The sequence below is a fragment of the Sphingobacterium sp. UBA865 genome (assembly GCF_002295765.1).
GTDB classification, from domain to species: domain Bacteria; phylum Bacteroidota; class Bacteroidia; order Sphingobacteriales; family Sphingobacteriaceae; genus Sphingobacterium; species Sphingobacterium multivorum.
The window spans coordinates 26,951-46,975 of the sequence record NZ_DBGB01000004.1 but is presented as its reverse complement, the minus strand read 5'-3'; the positions used below and the strand labels follow the sequence as shown (position 1 = coordinate 46,975).

General features: G+C 43.5%; 15 protein-coding genes. 5 read left to right on the top strand and 10 right to left on the bottom strand.

What is annotated here, in order from left to right; all coding sequences use genetic code 11:
- Positions 1–25: 25 nt before the first annotated feature.
- Complete coding sequence (locus B2O97_RS01945) at positions 26–2,338, bottom strand: glycoside hydrolase family 3 protein (protein WP_286766845.1); 2,313 nt, start codon at positions 2,336–2,338, stop codon at positions 26–28.
- A 309-nt stretch (positions 2,339–2,647) separates the two neighbouring features.
- Here B2O97_RS01945 and B2O97_RS01940 point away from each other — a divergent pair, with 309 nt between their 5' ends.
- Entirely contained in the window at positions 2,648–3,397 is a 750-nt protein-coding gene (locus B2O97_RS01940) for an NUDIX hydrolase (protein WP_070566457.1), read from the top strand.
- Positions 3,398–3,538: 141 nt separating this feature from the next.
- Here the strand turns inward: B2O97_RS01940 and B2O97_RS01935 are convergent, their stop codons facing one another.
- From B2O97_RS01935 to B2O97_RS01915, 5 genes are all read right to left on the bottom strand, one after another.
- Positions 3,539–3,904: a response regulator gene (locus B2O97_RS01935; RefSeq protein WP_070566459.1), complete on the bottom strand. Its 366-nt coding sequence runs from the start codon at positions 3,902–3,904 to the stop codon at positions 3,539–3,541.
- 69 nt (positions 3,905–3,973) lie between these two features.
- Positions 3,974–4,804 (bottom strand): CheR family methyltransferase, encoded by an 831-nt coding sequence (locus B2O97_RS01930; RefSeq protein ID WP_112374664.1) that lies wholly within the window; start codon positions 4,802–4,804, stop codon positions 3,974–3,976.
- On the bottom strand, positions 4,805–5,176 hold the full coding sequence (locus tag B2O97_RS01925) for a response regulator (RefSeq protein ID WP_115048490.1): 372 nt from the start codon (positions 5,174–5,176) through the stop codon (positions 4,805–4,807).
- Positions 5,177–5,189: 13 nt separating this feature from the next.
- Entirely contained in the window at positions 5,190–8,792 is a 3,603-nt protein-coding gene (locus B2O97_RS01920; protein ID WP_286766844.1) for a response regulator, read from the bottom strand.
- A gap of 7 nt (positions 8,793–8,799) precedes the next feature.
- The gene (locus tag B2O97_RS01915) at positions 8,800–10,266 is read right to left on the bottom strand and encodes a response regulator (RefSeq protein ID WP_070566465.1); all 1,467 of its coding nucleotides are present in this window, start codon (positions 10,264–10,266) and stop codon (positions 8,800–8,802) included.
- Positions 10,267–10,410: 144 nt separating this feature from the next.
- Here B2O97_RS01915 and B2O97_RS01910 point away from each other — a divergent pair, with 144 nt between their 5' ends.
- The 4 genes from B2O97_RS01910 to pdeM are packed head-to-tail and all read left to right on the top strand — an operon-like array spanning position 10,411 to position 16,136.
- Entirely contained in the window at positions 10,411–11,412 is a 1,002-nt protein-coding gene (locus tag B2O97_RS01910) for a ligase-associated DNA damage response exonuclease (RefSeq protein ID WP_286766843.1), read from the top strand.
- Between the two features lie 3 nt (positions 11,413–11,415).
- Positions 11,416–12,996, top strand: a complete 1,581-nt coding sequence (locus B2O97_RS01905) for an ATP-dependent DNA ligase (protein ID WP_286766842.1) — start codon at positions 11,416–11,418, stop codon at positions 12,994–12,996.
- An 18-nt stretch (positions 12,997–13,014) separates the two neighbouring features.
- Positions 13,015–15,477, top strand: a complete 2,463-nt coding sequence (locus B2O97_RS01900; RefSeq protein WP_286766841.1) for a ligase-associated DNA damage response DEXH box helicase — start codon at positions 13,015–13,017, stop codon at positions 15,475–15,477.
- Positions 15,474–16,136, top strand: coding sequence for a ligase-associated DNA damage response endonuclease PdeM (gene pdeM, locus B2O97_RS01895; protein ID WP_286766840.1), 663 nt, complete (start codon positions 15,474–15,476; stop codon positions 16,134–16,136). The genes B2O97_RS01900 and pdeM overlap by 4 nt, the downstream gene beginning before the upstream one ends.
- Before the next feature lie 18 nt (positions 16,137–16,154).
- Here the strand turns inward: pdeM and B2O97_RS01890 are convergent, their stop codons facing one another.
- From B2O97_RS01890 to B2O97_RS01875, 4 genes are all read right to left on the bottom strand, one after another.
- Positions 16,155–17,117, bottom strand: coding sequence for a helix-turn-helix transcriptional regulator (locus B2O97_RS01890; RefSeq protein ID WP_115048478.1), 963 nt, complete (start codon positions 17,115–17,117; stop codon positions 16,155–16,157).
- A 91-nt stretch (positions 17,118–17,208) separates the two neighbouring features.
- Positions 17,209–18,000, bottom strand: coding sequence for a heme ABC transporter ATP-binding protein (locus B2O97_RS01885; protein WP_115048475.1), 792 nt, complete (start codon positions 17,998–18,000; stop codon positions 17,209–17,211).
- Positions 18,001–18,033: 33 nt separating this feature from the next.
- Complete coding sequence (locus B2O97_RS01880) at positions 18,034–19,065, bottom strand: FecCD family ABC transporter permease (RefSeq protein ID WP_236560181.1); 1,032 nt, start codon at positions 19,063–19,065, stop codon at positions 18,034–18,036.
- A 5-nt stretch (positions 19,066–19,070) separates the two neighbouring features.
- Entirely contained in the window at positions 19,071–19,928 is an 858-nt protein-coding gene (locus tag B2O97_RS01875; protein WP_286766839.1) for a heme/hemin ABC transporter substrate-binding protein, read from the bottom strand.
- Positions 19,929–20,025 lie beyond the last annotated feature (97 nt).

Here is a 20,025-nt window from a genome sequence, read left to right as displayed (position 1 = left end):
CCCAAACTTTCGGTATGATCCCCTATTATTTCCTCACAAACTCTCCTACGCGTTTATCTTTAATGACTCCCGACCAGTTTAAACCATAACCAAAATCGTAGGCGTGTCCTGCTTGATCAACATAGACTTCCATGTCAAAAGGCACGTCCTCAGCTTGTTTCTCAACTGTAGCCATGTTTGCGGGCATTTGAACAGGCAATAGACCGGAAGGTTCGTACTTTCCAAACATAACATCCAATACAGCCTGTGTTGATACACCAAAATTTAGGATAATACCTGATACCTCCTTTTCAAACTCGGCAAATACCATGGGCTTGTTTGCTGTCACAGACACCAAAATAGGTTTCCCCTTCATCATATCCTTCGTATCCAATACCGTTTGAAGATCCATCACATTCGCAGCAGTCACCATTTTATTCTTATAAGACCTATTCTTAATCGATGGATCGATTATAGGATCACCTGCGGCAATACTCTCCGCTCGTGCATCTGAGGCTGTATATGTGCCATACTGCAAGGAAATCGGAACATAGCCATTTCCACCATTCTTGCGATCTCTTTCGCTATATCCACCTTCGGAACTGATCGGGCTCTGTACAAACACGACTGCAAGGTCAGCTTCATTGGGGTTATCGGTTACATCGGCATATTTTCGCAAGAGATCAATGTTGAGGGGGTATTCCAATCGTGCCTGTGCATAGTTTCCCCACCAATCTTTCATTGCTGCACTATACATCTTCGGAACATAAACTTTCTTCCGTCCAAGAATAGGCAATTGCTGATCACTATTCTTTAGTAAAATAATGGACTTTACCTGTGCGTCGTAGCCCTCCTTCATATGGAGCGGATTACCGACAGTGGCGCGACTTTCCTCGACATCCAAATATGGATTTTCAAAGAGTCCTACCCGGAAAATATTTAACAGAAGCCTTCTGGCAGAAGCTTCAAATCGTTGTCTCATAAATTTCTGTCCGTGCTCTTTCACGCCCAGTTCATAGGCTATCAAAACAGGAGCCTTATCGTTATTGCCACCAAATTGATCTATGCCTGCCATCAATGCTTTATAATGACGCTCTGCCACCGACAGCTGTTCTACCCCCCAGGGTTTACCTGCAAATCCATCTGGTTTAGGCGCTTCATCTCCCGTAATCAACCAGTCCGAACAGATCACACCATCATAACCGTAGGTGCCGCGCAACAAGTCGGTAAGCAAATATTTGCTATAACCATTTCCCACATTTTCACCATTCTTCTCGTCTTGACCAAAAGAAATCGTATAATAGGGCATAACTGCGGCAGCTTTGCTCGTCTTTCCTGTCAACTGAAAAGCTCCATTGACAAATGGCATAATATGTTGCTTCAGATTATCACCTGGATATACCGCAAACTTTCCAATAGCCCAATGGCCATCCCGACCACCTTCCTCAGGCCCTCCACTGGGCCAATGTTTCACCATAGCATTAACACTCTTATACCCCCAGCCTAAGGCAATTTCGTCTTTTCCACTCGATGTCTGAAAACCATCGATATAAGCTCTAGCCATCGCTGTTGTCAACTCGGGACTCTCTCCAAAAGTCATACCGATACGATACCAACGCGGTTCGGTACCCAAATCTATCTGTGGTGATAATGCCGTCGTGATGCCCAAGGATCGATATTCCGAAGCCGCTACTTGCCCAAAACGTTTGACGATAGCTGGATCGAATGTCGCCGCCATCGCAAGCCCATCCGGCCACATTGAAATTTGCCCCCCTGCCCCAGCGTTGAACTCTGCACTGACAACAGCATTATGACGTGGGTCGGAACTATTATTCGCCGGAATCCCCCATCCCAAGCCTTCCACAAAACCTTGCAACTCATTATTCCAACGGGCAGCGGTCTCCGGATCTTTCACTGCTGTCAACAGGACATGCCTCAGCCCATCTTTCTCCAGAAACTCACGCTGCTGATCGGTCAGAGCCCAAGGTGAAACTAGACCTTCCTGATAGTTTTTTCCTTGATAAGTGCCTCCCATAAATCCAAAGGCCGGTGCCGGTAAAGCTTGATGCCTGCTATACAACATAAGCCCAGCAATCTGATCAACAGACAATTTTGAGGCGAGATCTTTAGCTCGCTCCTCTGCTGTCAAACGCCAATCTTCATAACGGTCTAATTTTCCATTTCGATTGAGATCCTTAAATTTATTTCCAGCAATACTTAGGATCTTCACGCCCGAAGCTGTTGAATACCCCAAAACAGGGCCATACTGATTCTCAATCTTTTGATAAACCTGGCCTTGTGCTGAAAAAGTTAAAAATAGACTGAAAGATGAAGCGAATATTAGGTTTCTTACATTCATAAAATCTGTTCGTTTAATACATGAGTTCGTAGTCAAACATTCGCCTCACGGCTAAAAAAACATTTGGCTTAACACGTTATAATCAGTTATTTACATTGCTTCATAATGAAGCAATACAAGTGTACAATCTTTTTGTTCAATTACAAAATAAAATCAACAAAATAACACAAACAACTAATTACCAGTAAATTGATTTATCAAAAAAGCACCTTATGTAATTTTTGCATAAGGAATTGTTCGAGTTTTATCCGGCAACTTACCTCCCATTGCGATATTTTTTTGTAATATTAACCCAAAAACAGCAGTTATATGGATTTCAGAACACAGCTAATTAACGCATCAGCAGAGAGCTATGAAAAATTTCTACCTCACATTTCTGTGGATACCGTCGTCTTTGGCTTCGACCAAGGTTCCTTGAGAATCCTTTTGCTAAAAATGAATTATAATAAAGAATGGTTTCTGCCAGGTGGCTATGTAGGGAAAGAGGAAGATACGGACGAGGCGGTCAAACGCGTACTTTATGAACGCTCAGGTGTGAAGGATATATTCTTGGAAGAATTTGCGGTATTTGGATGCCCACAGCGCAGCCAGCAATCCTTTGCAGATTACCCAGACACATTGTGGAACAAACAGCGATTTATTTCAATTGGTTATTACGCGCTGGTAAACTACAAACACGTAATTCCTCAACCTGATTCCTTAAGTGAGACTTGTCAGTGGATCGACTTTAGGGACATCACTGAGCTCAATATCACCATGGATCATCGCAAAATCATCAACAAGGCTCTCCGGACTCTTCGCGAGCGGCTTTCTTATAAACCAATAGGATACAATTTGCTACAAGACAAGTTTACGCTGACGGACCTGCAAGGACTCTATGAAACAGTGCTTGGTAAGAAACTTAATCGTGGCAATTTTTATCGTAAAATGAAAAATATGGGTATCCTCCAAAAACTTGACGAACAGCGGAAAGGCGGAGCCCATAAAGCTCCTGATCTCTATAAATTCAACGTGGAGACCTATAACACTATTTTACAGGAAGGTCTAAATACCTGGTAGTCAGATCACCGATACATTTTTACCAAATACATAATAGATCAAAAGCTAATTGATGCTGGCATAGACCAGCATACTTCCATCGACTAAACTAACCTGCGAGAATCTGAGATTTGCAGCCTTTAAGTCTAACCTTAAATTGATCTATACAATATATTTATTGACAATATTTTCCAAATCTTCCAAATCAAAAGGTTTAGATAGAAAATCATCCGCTCCGGCACGATCTGCCAGGGATTGAATATCGTTATTTGCCGACACGTAAATTACGGGAATATGGCTAAAACGCTGATCTGATTTAAGCAATCTGGTTGCTTCAACCCCACCAATGTTTGGAATCCAGTTATCCATTAAAACAAGATCGGGCTCTGCAGATTCCACCTTTTGGATAATATCATGTGAAGTTTCGGAAACTTCAACGTGAAACCCCAAATCTGTCAAAACAACCGTTATAACCTCCAAAATAATGGTATCGTCCTCAAATATCAACACCGTTTTTGTTTTACTCATATAAAATAGTTTATATATACCGTCATTTTTTACATCAGGCACAAAACTTTCATGCCTTCCTGCAATCCCCTATAAGGTATAAAGTTTTTTCCAAATCTTTTGATCCCCTACAGCTGTAAAGTTATGCTGAATCCCTGAAAATCGTATGGTTTCTTTACTACCTAATGCCAAATATCCTAAATTTTCTAGACTCGCGTCAAATAATTTAAAAACACGCTCCTGCAAATCTTTATTAAAATAGATCAAAACATTCCGACAAAGGATTAATTGAAAGCTATTAAATGATGTGTCTGACACCAGATTATGGGTAGATAAAATCATTTTTTGCTTAAGATCGGCATCGAATTTTGCCCATTCATAATTTGCTGTGTAATATTTCGAAAAGTCCTGTTTTCCTCCAGATTCTATATAATTTTCGGAAAAAGATTTTATCTGGCTCAATGGATATACACCATTTCGGGCAATATCGAGTACCCGAGGATTAATATCCGTTGCATAGATCAATGACTTGTGATACAGATTAGCCTCTTTTAGCAAAATGGACATCGAATAAGCTTCCTCTCCTGTGGAGCATCCTGCAATCCATACACGGATCAATGGATATGTCCCCAATTGAGGGAGAATTTCCTCCCGCAGTTGACGAAAGAATAAGGGATCTCGAAACATCTCGGTCAAGTTAACAGTAATCTCTTCAACAAAATGCTGCAAAAATGCCGGGTTGTCTTTTAATACAAAACGAAGTTCAGCAAAACTTGCCAAACGGTCATTCGTCATAAGCCGATTAATCCTCCGCTTCATCGATGCACGGCTATACTGCAAAAAATCATACCCGTAGTCGCGATAGATATCTTCAAGCAAAATATCTATTTCATGGTCTTTTATGATACTATAGCCCAACATTTAGATTAACCGTTCAATTTCACCTATCAATTTATCGACATCAATCGGCTTCGAGACATACGACTGGGCTCCAGCTTCCAAGCATTTCTCCCGGTCTCCACTCATCGCTTGCGCTGTCACGGCAATAACTGGAATTTTGCCCAGCGAACTCGAATTGCGGATCAGCTGAATCGCCTCATAGCCATCGATTTCAGGCATCATCATATCCATCAATATCAGCGCTACACCTTTATTCGTCTCCAAGATCTCGATAGCCTCGCTCGCACTCGTGCTGCTCAATACTTGATATCCCTTCGCTTTCAACGTCAAACGCAATGCAAAAATATTGCGTTGATCGTCGTCCACAATTAATATTACCTTATTCTGATCCATATATCAGTTGTCCTCAATTTTCATATAACCACACACGCAATAAAGACAAGAGCTGATCGATATCTACCGGCTTCGAGATATAATCCGAAGCTCCTGCCTGAATACATTTTTCTCGGTCGCCGATCATCGACTTCGCCGTAACAGCGATGATTGGTAATCTTGCATAATCAACATGTTGCCTGATATTCCTAATAGTCTCATAGCCATCCATCTCTGGCATCATCATATCCATCAATACAATATCAATAGGTTCTCCTGATGTCAATACTTCCAACGCTTCTTTACCGTCCATTGCAGGAATTACTTTTACTTGAAATTTCTCCAATGCTTTGGTTATTGAAAAGATGTTCCTGACGTCATCGTCAGCAACAAGGACCTTCTTGCCCTTCAATACATCGGTCAAAGCTCCAAGCCCATTGTTCTTCCTTCTGGCGTCGTCTGAATTATTAACCTCAATCAAATGAAGAAACAATCCGACCTCATCTAGAATCCGTTGATAAGAATGGGCCGTCTTTACAACAACGGAGTCTGCGTATTTCTTAATTTTCAACTCTTCAGCCTTAGACAGGTTCTTGCCTGTAAAGATAATGATCGGCAGGTTCTCTAATCCCTCATGTTGTTTGATTGCTTCTAACGTATGGTAGCCCATTTCATCAGGAACCCCCATGTCCAGAATCACACAGTCCACATCTGCCGTGCGTAAAGCAGTAATACTTTCCTCTACATTATCTTTTACTTCAAGTGATATATTAAAACTACTTAAGAAATAAGACAGTGCACTGGCATGCTTTGGATTTTCTTCAACAATAAGTACCTTCTTCGGTGAACGGCTTAAGGCCGATTCAATTTTTTGGAATACCGAAGTCATTTGCTCCAACGCAACAGGCTTATTAATAAAGTCGATTGCTCCTTTTAATAAACTTTCTTTCTTCACCTCAAGCGAAGACATGATATGAACCGGAATGTGCCGCGTAGCCTTATTGCCCTTCAATTGATCCATGACAGCCCATCCGTCCATGATTGGCAATTGAATATCGAGCAGAATAGCAACTGGATGATACTTCTGTGCTGCAGGGAGTGCATGATCACCACGAACAACAACTACACCTTTATAGTTTTGTGTATGTGTATATTTCAAGAGTGCCTTGGCAAAATTAACATCATCCTCCACAATCAAAATCACCTTGTCTCCCTCTGCAACCGTATCTCGATCATCTGGAATCTCCTCGGGGATCCTAATTGTGACTGGATTATAGGTATCTTCTTTAACAATCTCAATCACCTCTTCTACTTCCGAAGATATCTCCTCAACCAATTGCTGCTCCTTCGTCAATATCTCTTTGACTTCAACTTTGGACTTCGGAATAATGAACAAAAAGGTACTACCTTTACCCACTTCGCTTTCCAACCTGATCTCTCCACCAAGCAAACGTGCAATCTCCCGGCTAATAGAAAGTCCTAGGCCAGTACCGCCAAACTTCCGCCTCGTTGAGCCATCAGCTTGTTGGAAGGCTTCAAAAATAATTTTCTGCTTTTCAAGTGGTATACCAATACCCGAATCGACTACAGCAAATACCAATCGATCGCGATCACTTGGATCTTCATAGATTTCCAGACGTACTTCGCCTTCTTTGGTAAATTTTATCGCATTTGAAATCAAATTACGGAGTACCTGATCGATGCGAAGCCGATCTCCCTGAAATCTCTGGTTTACCTTATCACTGATATTCGTTTTTAGAATCAAGCCTTTTTCCTGTACAATCGGCAAAAACAAACTATTCAAATCCGACAAAATATCATTTAGATCCAACGAGGCATAATCCAAGGTCATCTTACCCGATTCAATTTTGGAAAGATCCAGAATCTCATCGATCAACGTCAATAAACTCGTTCCCGAACTTAGAATGACTTTAGCAGATTCAATCTGATCTGAATTTAAGTTTTCCTCTACATTCTCCGATAGCAAACGCGATAGCAGCAATATCGAGTTGAGCGGTGTACGGAGTTCATGGGACATATTAGCCAAAAACTCGGATTTATATTTAGTACTCAACGCCAACTCTTCGGCTTTCTGTTGAATTTCCTGATTCCGTTCGGCAATCATTAAGTTCTTATCTTCAAGCAATCGCGAGCGTTCCTCTAATTCTTGATTGGATTGCATCAGTTCCTCATGTTGTACTTTAAGCTCTTCCTCTGAAGACTGCAAACGCAATGTTTGCGCCTCCAATTCAGTATTTAAACTTTCAAGCTCGGCATGTTGTGTTAATAGCTCTTCAGACTGTACCTGTGTTTCCTCCAGCAATGTCTGGATTTTTGCCCTTCCTTTTGCTGAAACTAGTGCAATCCCAATCTGTCGGGCACATTCATTCAAAAATGTCTGTTCTACCGTAGTAAAACTATCCATCTGACCAACTTCCAATACGCCCAGGACTTGATCATCAACCAGCATCGGTAAGAAAATAATATGCTGCACATGGATCTTTCCATTGGCAAAACTAACCACGTAATCCGTTGCATTCAGATTATGAAGTGTCTTAGATTCCCGGTCAACAAATACCTGCCCAATATAGCCTTCTCCCGGCAAAAAATATCGCTGTGTCTGCGTATCCAAACCATATGCTCCTGAAATTTCCAACTTGTCATCGTTAAAAATATAGATCGCGCCACTGATAGCACCGGTATAATCCACAAGACTTTTGATGGAATCTGCAGCAATTGTTTGCTCACTCTTATTTCCCATCAATCCAGTGTAAAGTTTGGCATATCCAGCATGAAGCCAATCATTATCTGTTAGCTGTTCAAATGATTTTTTCAACGCCTTCGACATCCTATTGACGGCTTTCGCAATTTCACCGAGATCATCGTCTCCGACCTCCTCTGCCTTGACATCATAATCCCCCAATGCGATTCGATTGGTAATCTTCTGAACCAAATTTAAGCGCCTAGAAATACCTTCATCCTTCTCACGTAATGATTTCTCGAGTGCTGCACGCTTCAAGAAGTCGGCACGTAACCTAAAATAAAAATAGCTGGTAATAATAAGAGAAAGTAAGGCACTGATAACAATAAACAAGGTTGTGATAAACGAAGAATTATCCAAATTAGCCGATTTCCTATCGATATTATCGTCCTCATACTGATTAATATCCTTGATAATTACACGGCACTTATCCATAGCCATTTTACTCTCATCCAATTGTGCTAAGCCGAATACGCCGCCCCTTCTCTTCGTTGCAACTGATTCCTTTAAAATGTCGAGCCGCCATTTTGCTGCAATTACTAGACTGTCTACTCGAACCTTCTGCACCGGATCCTGCTTGGTGAGGGCTTCTATCTCCTGCAATTCTTTGGGCAAACTTTCCAAGGCATTATTAAAAGGCTCTAAATAGCTTTCTTTACCAGTCAGAAGAAAGCCCCGGTTTCCAGTTTCAGCACCTTGTAACGAAGCTAGTAAACTAGTTGAAGTGCTGATTATTTTTCTTGTTACCGCAAGCTCCTGGCGATGCCTATTTTGCTCCTGTATACCAATGTAGGATGCTGTAGAACTAATAAGCAGCACGACCAATGAAAAACCGATCCCCCACGTTAGATTATTGATTGTCTTACTATTTGGCATTCTTAAATTAATTTAAGGGTAAGGTAAAATAGAAGGTTGCACCACGCTCACCCGAACTCTCTACACCAATCGTTCCCTGATGGCTTCGTATAATTTCGGCGCAGATGTAAAGGCCTATCCCGAGTCCCTGAAAGTCAAATGATGTTTCTTCCACACGATAAAATTTCTCAAAAACATCGGCTTGCTTTTCCACGGGTATCCCAATGCCGAAGTCGATTACACTGATCTTCACAGCATCGTCGACAACCGTACAATCTACAATGACTTTTTCCGTGCCCGCCGCATATTTGTATGCATTCGTCAAGAAATTAACCAATACCTGCTCAAGACGGATCTCATCACCGTATATTTGTACCGCTGTGATATCACCGGTTCGAATAAGCTTCATGCTGCTTTGGTCATGCGTCTGAATAATGGAATCAACCGCACTTTTTACCATATGCTCAAGTGAGAATACTTTTTTATTGATAAGCAACTTCCCATTGTCAATTTTTGATAGATCCAAAAGATCCGATATAAGGCTGTTGAGTTTATCTATTTGTCCTTGCACCCGATGAACATACCTTGCTTCAGCACTTTCCTCTTCCAGTTTCAACTTGCGGTCAAGCAATTGCATATAGGCCTTTATACTTGTCAACGGTGTTTTCAACTCATGACTGGCAATACTCAGAAACTCATCTTTCTCTTTTTCCGCCCGCTTTTGTGCGTCAATATCGGTGAAAGTTCCTATCCAGTTGCTTTCACTATTTTGCAAGATTGGCCACACCCGCAACAATTGGTATGAATACTCTCCACAATGGGTCTTTTTCAAACGGACTTCCATCTCCAATGGTTCACCTGACTGAAGGCTACCGTGAAGCGCGGCAGCGATAGGTCGGTCACCAGGGTAAGTCTGCGGAAAAATAGTGGCATCATCAGAAAATTCAAACCAGCGGCCATTGACAAAATCAATATTGCCGCTCTTGTCACAAGTAAATGCAATTTGAGGAAGCGACTCCAAAAGCGTATGTAAATAGTCCAACTTAGACCGAAGCTCCTTTTGTGCCTGCTTTCGTCGTTCTACTTCAAGCTCCAAGGTCTGCTGAACATCTTTCAATGCCTGCGTCTGCTCATAAAGGCGATAAAACGTCTTGACTTTCAGCATTAGAATATCCGGATCAACAGGTTTAGTGACATAATCCAAACCACCGGAATCATAGCCTTTCGTAATAAATTTTTTATCTGTATTGACCGCAGACAAAAATATGATCGGTGTTTCCTTTGTCTTACTAAAACCGGCAATATTCTCGGCGACTTCAAAGCCGTCCATATCCGGCATTTGAACATCCAATATGATTAATGCATAATTATTTTTTAGGATCTTTTTTAAAGCTTCTTCCCCAGAATGAGCGGTATCAACTTTAAAATTCTTGGATTCCAGCAATTTTTGTAAAGAGTAAATATTATCCGGATTATCATCGACAATTAATATCATAGTGTATTAAAACTTAGCATCAAGGTTAACAAATCTAAAAAAATTAACTGAATACCCCCAACATTAATACGCAAAGACAACAGTAAATTGAAAAGACAGCAAATAAGTAAAACTTTAGCCCACGAAACCCTGTTTTAATGAATAATGATACGTTTTACATCAAAAGGTATTTACTGTGTTCCGGGCAAGTTTTATCTTGATCCATGGCAGCCAGTTGATTTGGCAGTCATCTCCCATGGTCACGCAGATCATGCCCATTGGGGAATGAAGAAATACTTATGCCACCATTTTACGGTCAATATCCTACGAAGTCGCATAGGTCCAGACATTCAGGTTCAAGGCCTTGCCTACAACGAAGCGGTATGCATCAATGGAGTCAGGGTCTCCTTACATCCAGCTGGCCATATCATTGGCTCTGCACAGATACGCCTGGAACATAAAGGTAAAGTTGTCGTCTTTACGGGCGATTACAAGATTCAGGACGATGGTTTATCTACACCGTTCGAACCCATAAAGTGCCATGAACTTATTACAGAAAGTACATTCGGCCTCCCTATTTACCGTTGGGATTCCGTAGAAGCGCAAAATGAAAGCCTACAGACATGGATTAAAACCAATCAGAGCAACAACAAAACCTCTGTGTTTATCGGTTATTCGCTTGGAAAATCGCAGCGCATTCTCAACGCTGTTCATGAGATGGGGCCCGTATACGTTCATTACAGCATTGCCAAGCTAAACGAAGCCTATAGTCAGGCAGGTATAAAATTGCCAAATTACCGCATCGCCGATTTAAAATCGGAGCTCAAACAGCTTGACAATCAAATTGTGCTGCTGCCGCCTGCTCTGCTAGACAGCCAGCTTCTACAGAAAATACCGCATGTTGCCCATGCGATCTGCTCCGGATGGATGCAAATCCGTGGGGCAAGGCGATGGCGCAGCGCTGATGCCGGCTTTGCGATCAGCGATCATGCCGACTGGCAGGGCTTATTGCAGGCGGTACGTGGTAGCGCTGCCGAAAAAGTATATGTCACACACGGACAGACAGCAACATTTGCCAAATATCTGAATGAAATCGGTATTGAGGCCGAAGAAGTTAAAACGCAATACGGAGATGAAGAGGACCCTCAAAGCCAAACCACAGAATAGCCTATGAAAGAATTTGCTACATTGATCCATGCGCTTGACAGCAGCAATAAGACCAATTCGAAAAAAGAAGCTATTTTAACTTTTTTCAATCAGGCTTCCGAAAAAGACAAACTTTGGTTTCTTGCCCTGATGACCGGCAAGAGACCGAAACGAAGCATCGCGATCAAGGATCTTAAAACATGGGCCTTAGAAATCACCGGAGTCCCCGAATGGTTATTTATAGAATCGTATGCTGCCGTAGGTGATCTGGCCGAGACCTTATCGTTGCTGCTCCCACCACCATCACAGCAGATCGAAAAAAGCCTGAGTGAATGGATGGACGAGATCATTGCCATCCGGGATGACAGTATAGCCCAAAAAAAGGCTTTTGTTCTCCGTTCCTGGAATGCACTAAATACCGTAGAGCGTTTCATTTTCAATAAACTGCTCGGTGGCAGCTTCAGGTTAGGTGTTTCCGATAAGGGATTAATCAATACAATCGCGCAGTATACCAACAGTGAAGCAAGCGCTGTAGCGCATAGTATCATGGGCGAATGGAATCCGCATGCGGTAGAATTCGACAAACTCGTCAATGGCGCTTACAGCGATACCAACCGTTCCAAACCTTATCCCTTTTGCCTCGCTTATCCTTTAGAAAAGGCCCCCGAAGACCTAGGCTCTCTCAACGAATGGCAGGCAGAATACAAATGGGACGGTATACGTGGCCAGCTCATCAAGCGCGAAGATGAAATACATATCTGGTCTCGCGGAGAGGAACTCGTGACAGCGCAGTTCCCTGAAATTACCGAGGCCCTCCATCAGTGGAAAGGAAATTTTGTGCTTGATGGCGAAATCCTAGCTGTCAGAGACGGCGGTGTCCTCAACTTTTCCGAACTGCAAAAACGAATCAACCGAAAGACCATTCCAAAGTCACTGCGTGAAGAAGTACCTATTTCAGTCTACCTTTATGATATTGTCGAACTGGATGGCATCGATCTGCGCGATAAGCCTCTTAATTACAGACGTACACTGCTAGAACAGTGTTATGCTGCAAATCCTCCAGGTGCTTTAGAGCTGTCACCTTTGATACATGCAGCAGATTGGCCCGCGCTACAAGACATACAGGCAAACTCGCGCGAGGTCAACAGCGAAGGACTTATGCTCAAGAAAAAGGATTCCGCTTATCACGCCGGCCGCAAAAAAGGCGACTGGTGGAAATGGAAGGTAAATCCCATGAGTATAGACGCTGTCCTCATTTATGCACAGAAAGGAAGTGGCCGCCGAAGTGCCCATTATACCGATTATACTTTTGCCGTAAAGGATGACGATCAGCTTGTAACGATCGCAAAAGCCTATTCAGGTCTTACAGACAAGGAAATTCTAGAAGTTAGCCGCTTTGTAAAACAAAATTCTTTAGAGAAATTCGGCCCCGTAAGAACCGTTAAACCTGAACTAGTTTTTGAAATTGCCTTTGAAGGCATTGGATACAGCAAACGTCATAAATCGGGTGTCGCGCTACGTTTTCCGAGGATATTACGCTGGCGAAAAGACAAGACCGCCGCAGAGATCGATAGTCTTGAAGATATTAAAAAGTTGATACAATAAGGCATAGCTTCATACACATTGAACGAAAAAATAGCATATAGTGACGGTTTTCGAATAATCAGTGATTATTTTAAATCGCAGGGAAATACCCCTTTTAGCTTCCAGACCAAGGCCTGGGAAAAATATGCGCAAGGATATAGCGGGCTGGTCATCGCGCCTACAGGGTTTGGGAAGACTTTCTCCCTTTTTATGGCCGTACTGATGGACTTCCTCAATCATCCGGAACACTATCAAAAGGGGCTAAAGCTCCTTTGGATTACACCCCTACGCTCTTTGGCCAAAGATCTGGCGCGGGCCATGCAAACAGCAATAGACGAAATTGGACTCGACTGGATCGTACAGGTGCGTAATGGTGACACCGATCCCAAGATCAAAGCGCAGCAAACCCGCTCCATGCCTGACGTTTTACTCGTTACTCCAGAAAGCCTGCACTTACTGCTTGCTCAAAAACAACGCGATAAATATTTTAAAAATCTCCGATGTGTGACGGTTGACGAGTGGCACGAGCTCATGGGCAACAAACGCGGCGTAATGGTCGAACTGGCACTTTCCTTTCTGAAAGCATATATAAAAAACCTACGCGTTTGGGGTATCACAGCCACCATCGGAAACCTTGAAGAAGCGATGGAAGTTTTGCTTCCACAAGCTGCAAAACGTATCCAGATTGTTGCCAAGGAGAAAAAGAAAATTGCCATCAAACCGATATTCCCCAGCACAGTGGAACTGCTTCCCTGGGCAGGGCATCTCGGCGGCAACCTCGTAGATCAGGTCGTCCCGATTATACTTGCCAGTAAAAGTACGATCCTCTTTACCAACACACGGAGCCAAAGTGAGATGTGGTACCAATTGCTGCTGCAGGCTCACCCCGATTTTGCTGGACAAATCGCCTTGCATCACAGCTCCATTGACGCCCATATCCGCGAATGGATCGAAGAAAATCTCAGCAGCGGCAAACTTAAAGCGGTCGTGTCAACCTCCTCCTTGGACTTAGGGGTAGATTTCAAACCTGTAGATACAGTCATACAGGTTGGCTCCAGTAAAGGTGTAGCTCGATTTATGCAACGCGCTGGAAGAAGTGGACATAGTCCATTTGAAACGTCCACGATCTATTTCGTCCCCACACATTCCCTGGAGCTCATCGAGGTCGCCGCCTTGAAGGAGGCCGTAAAAACGCAGACGATCGAAAACCGGGATCCCATGGTTCAGACCTTCGATGTGCTTGTTCAATTCATGGTAACCATCGCCTTGGGCGGTGGATTTCGTTCGGAAGAACTGCATGCAATCGTCGCCAATACCCATGCCTTTCACTACATGGAAACGGAAGAATGGCAATGGTGTATGTATTTTATTACCGCGGGTGGAAAAATTGGAAAACGCTACGAAGAATTTCACAAGGTTATCCAAGATGAAGATGGCAAATGGATCATCAAAAACCGTCGTCTTGCACTACTTCACAGACTCAATATAGGTGCCATTGTCGGTGATGCCATGATGCGCGTGAAGTTTCTCTCCGGTGGTTACATCGGCATGATCGAAGAATATTTTATTAGCAAACTAAAAAAAGGTGAACGCTTTATCCTTGCGGGGCGGATACTCGAAGTAGCGATGGTCAAGGAAATGACCGTATTCGTAAGAAATTCGTCGGGTAAAGCCATTACTCCAAGCTGGCTCGGTGGAAGACTTCCCTTATCGTCCAACTTGAGTCATTTCCTGAGAAAAAAATTGGCTGCAGCAGCCAGCGCTCCTTCCAGTGAAAAAGAGCTTCATTTCCTGGCGCCACTGATCAAAAAACAGGCTGAACTTTCAGCCGTGCCAAGTGAAGCGGAATTCCTCGTCGAACATATCAAAACCAGAGAAGGTCATCATCTATTTTTCTACCCCTTGGAAGGCCGATTGATCCATGAAGTCATGGCAGCGCTTGTCGCCTACCGCATTAGCAAGTTGTACCCCATCAGCTTTTCCATGGCCATGAACGACTATGGCTTCGAACTCTATTCCGATAAGCAAATTCAGCTCAGTCAAATGCAGCTCGAACAGGTATTGAGCCGCAGCAATTTGATGGAAGATGTGATCAGTAGTATTAACTCTGCAGAAATGGCCAGCCGCAAATTTAGGGATATCGCTGTCATCTCGGGACTGGTTGTGCAGAACTATCCGGGCACCCAGCAAAACAACAAATCATTACAGGCCTCATCAGGGATTATTTTCCGCGTACTGATGGAACACGATCCCACTAACCTTTTGCTCAAACAGGCTTTTACCGAAGTGTTCAACCAGCAACTGGAAGAACATCGGTTAATAAACGCATTCGAAAGGATCAATCAGAGCAAAATACGTTATACCTTTGTCGAAGAGTATACGCCATTGAGCTTTCCGATAAAAGTGGATAGCCTCCGGCAATCCCTGTCGAGCGAAGCCTTGATTGAACGGATTCAACGCATGGAAAAGACCAATGCTCAAAAAAAGAAGCGCAGAAAATGAAAATCGGAGAACAAACAATTACCTTCAATAAACAGGAATTAGCCCTTAACACACAACGCTCTATATACTGGAAAGACCAAAAAACGTTAATCTTATCTGACCTACATCTGGGCAAAGCGGCACATTTCAGGAAGCATGGCATTGCTATCCCGATGGATACTGCCATAACGGACCTTACTCGATTAGAATCCCTAATAGCGTACTATCAAGCTAAGCAAGTCATCGTTGTCGGCGATCTCATTCATGCCGGCATCAATCAGGAAGTACTTTTACTGGAATCATTCAGACAACGCCACCCTGAGCTCCACCTTCATCTTGTCAAAGGCAATCACGACCGCCTATCGCAACAAATGGGCATTCGCTTCGGTATAGAGCATCACAAAGAAGTTTTCGAAATGCAACAGATCCAATTTAAACATCACCCCGCTGATGCAGCAGATTCCTCTTCATTTCGGATTAGTGGACATATCCATCCGGGTATCAGCCTGGTTATTCCACCAAAACGGAAGGTTCGCCTACCCTGTTTTCTGGTATCTACTCATCAGATTATCCTTCCCGCTTTTAGTACTTTTACGGGATTGGACAGCAAAGACCTGTCTTCCCAATATCAAAGTTATGCTATTTCGGACGATCATATCTTCCCGATCAGAAGAAACTAATCCAAGCAGCAGTTTATATTACATCTTGAGCTCCCCGGGAGAGATTCCGTAATATTTTTTAAAAGCACTGCTAAAATTATTCTGGTGACCATAGCCCGTCAACAAGGCCACCTCATAGACAGTCATTTTATCTTCGAGCAGATAACTTTTGGCTTTTTCCATCCGCACTCGTGTAAGGTAGTCGTGAATGGTCACTGAAAAATATTCCTTAAAGTCCTTACGCAATTTGCTTTCACTGGTTAGCACCTCCGCGGCCAGTTCTTTTTGCGTCGGCGGATTGGCAATACGCTGTTCAAGAATCTGGCGTGCCATCTCCAACCTTTGCACATCCTCCTCATGAAAGAGCGAATCATTGCTTTCCGTTTTCTCATTGTATTGCTCAAACTGATACATCAGCAGCTCAACAACACGCGACTCGGTATGTAGTCGACGGATCTCCCCTTTCTTTTTAGATTCAATCAGCTCGGTTATGGTATGCTGCATCTCATAGGTCGCCATCAGATCTTCTTCGGAGAAGGAAACGTATTCGCCTTTTTCGATCTCATGCACAAATTGCTGATGCAATAACGAATCGCGTTTGATCAGATTGAGATAATACTCTTTGGAAATAACGGCTATAAAATAAGTATACTCAATACCGGGTTCCACTTCATGGATGGATTTGACCGAGGGAATGTAGCGTATATTATGCCGGCTCATGCCGTAAGGCAATTTGCTATCCGTCGGCTTAAAGAAAATAAACTGGCTGGTTATGGTCTCGCCCTCGATCTCCGTAAGAACCTGCACTGGCCGATCAAACTGCATTTTCGAATGCAAGATAAACAATCCTGAAGTCGATAGCTGGAAATTCTCCATATGGACCGGATCTTTGGATATGGATATCCTATTTTCGACCAAAGGTTTGTCGGGAACATAGCCATCCGGAATTTCTTCTTCAAAAAGCCAATCTGCCAACTCTACTATTTTACTTTTCACCAACATGATTACAAATCCTAAATAAGCCTGAAGCAGTTAAAATTAACGAAATAAGATGGTATTCTAAAATTATTTATAATCTTTCTAAATAACAGGATTAATCCAAGTCAATATCCATTTCCTCCAACTGAACATAAGGTTTCAATGTTCTTGGATTCATAATGACACTGGACTCGACCGAAAAGATCGTATAGATCTCCTTTTGGGCCAACACTTCCACTGGGGTACCATGAAAGAGCTTGCGGCCATTTTTGAGCATCAGAATTCGATCGGCATACATGGCAGCAAAATTGACGTCATGCACGATCAGCACCACCATAAATCCTTTTCGGGCAAGTGCCCGTGCAATGGCCAGTACTTTCTGCTGATAATGCAGATCCAATGCAGAAATAGGTTCGTCCAATAACAACAGTGCATCTGGGTTATCCCATATCTGCGCCAGGATACGTGCAAGATGAACACGCTGCTGCTCACCGCCCGAGAGGCTCAAAAAATCCCGTTCAGCAAAGGCAGATACTCCACAAAGTTCCATGGTTTCGGCCACGATTTTATAGTCCTGTTGTTTGGGCGTATTCCTATAATGCGGATACCGACCCATCAGCACGATCTCTTCTACCTTAAAGCTCAATGTCATCTGCTGCTGTTGACTCAGTAAAGCCCTACATTTCGCCAAAGCCGCAGGTTCGTATGTCGATAGCGCCTTGCCATTGAGATGAACAGCACCCGAATCCGGCTTCTTTTCACCACAAAGCACCCCCATCAGCGTCGATTTACCAGCGCCATTGGCTCCGAGGATTGCCAGAATTTCACCTTTACGTACCTGAAAGGTGATATCCTTCAGGAGCTTTCGTCCGTTTACTTCGTAGTTGATCTTCTCTACACGTAGCATAATGCAATTATTTTTAAGGCCTCTGCCAAAAGACTATTTATCTTTGATTAAAATATACAAAAATACCGGTGTACCCAGTAAAGCTGTAATGACGCCGATGGGCAATTCAATGGGTGCAACAGCAACCCGGGCAATCACGTCTGCCAACGTCAGCACCAACGCCCCCAATAGCAATGAACCAGGAAGTACAAATCGGTGATCCGCCCCGCCCATCAGACGAACGGTATGCGGAACAATCAATCCCACAAAACCAATGATCCCCGATACCGCAACGGATGCTCCCACAGCAAGTGTGGATAAAACAACCACCCAGCGTTTGACGCGATCGGTACGCATACCCAAAAGATCTGCCTGCAACTCCCCGAGGGAAAAAGCATTCAGCGACTTTCCAAAAAAGGGCAAGATCAGCACCGGGATCAAAATAAATGGCGCCAAAGCCCTTAAGTTATCCCAAGTAGCCCCACCAAGACTACCCAGCATCCAAAAAGTGATGGTACGTAACTGTTGCTCTGTGGACATATAGGTCATCAAACCTGTCAGCGCACCCGCAAAGGCATTGATGGCAATACCTGCCAACAACATCGTCGTCACATTGGGGCGGCCATTTTTACTGGCAATACGGTAAACCAAAAAAGCGGTCAAACCAGCGCCCACAAAAGCGCCAAAAGCCAATATATAATACCCAATCCAAGCAGCCAAAGAGGTAAAGAGAAAAGTCTCAAAGGCAATGATCAGTACCGCAAAAAGAGAAGCTCCAGATGAAATGCCAATTAATCCGGGCTCCGCTAAGGGATTGCGGAATATACCCTGGATCGCAGCCCCCGATATACCCAATGCTGCACCCACCAAAAGCCCGAGCAAAAGACGCGGCATACGAATCTCAAAAAGAACATCTTCGTGCATATTATGCGCACCTCCCGTACTTCCGAAGTGCAATTTTTGCGTCAACATCGTTAAGATATCAGCGGGTGGAATATGGTAGGCCCCCATCCCCAAGGCAACAATACTGACGACACCCAATACCAGGCCCAAAGTCAATAGGATAAATTTCTGTTTCTTTTGCACCGGCTTTATTTTGAATCCATCACTTTTCCAAATCCACGGTGCAATGCTAAGATTGCGTCTGGCAGCCGATTACTGAAATTGACCAGCAGCGAGGCATTCATCACCAAGATACGTTCGTTTTTACCCGCATTCGTAATACGCATCCCCGGCAATTTGAGGATAGCATCCTCACCGCCAAGACTACTTGCGCCAAAATCAAATAGCAACACAATATCTGGATTGGCTTGCACCAGCGCTTCCGTTGTATAGGGTTTGAAATCCGAAAATTCCTGAACCGCGTTTTTACCACCAGCCAGATTAATCATCGCATCCAGACTACTGCCTTTACCCGCTACACTCATGGTACCCGTACCACGGGCATATAAAAACAATACTTTGGGTGCCGCTTTACCCTGATTTTCCTTTTTCACCAATTCCATGGTATGATCCAGGCTTAATTTTGTTCGCGAAACCAGATTTTTACCGGCAGCAGATTCACCGACGGCGTCTGCGACCTCCTGAATGTAACGAAGTGCACCCGGAACAGAATAGTTTGGTTTAATGGAGACAAATTTCACACCAGCCGCACGAATCTGCTGAATGACCGATTTGGATACATCGCCTTCATTCGCAATAACGATGCTTGGCTTAAAAGATAATAAACCTTCGGCCGATACCGAACGGTTCTTGCTTACCCTCGGCAAGGCCGCCGCTGCTTTGGGCGATATACTTGTCACATCGGTAGCGACCATGTGCTCACCTATTCCCAGTCCATAGATCGTTTCGGTCAACGAACTGTTTAACGTAATGATTCTCTGCTGTGCCCTTGCCCATCCACCGATTTGCATCAAAAAACACAGTATAATAACATAAAATCTACTCATTGTAATTCTTTATCTCCACTATGGCGATAGCGGATCACCAGGAATGGTTTTACCTCTCGCCGTTCAACTTGAGTACAAAACAAATCAATAATCAGTC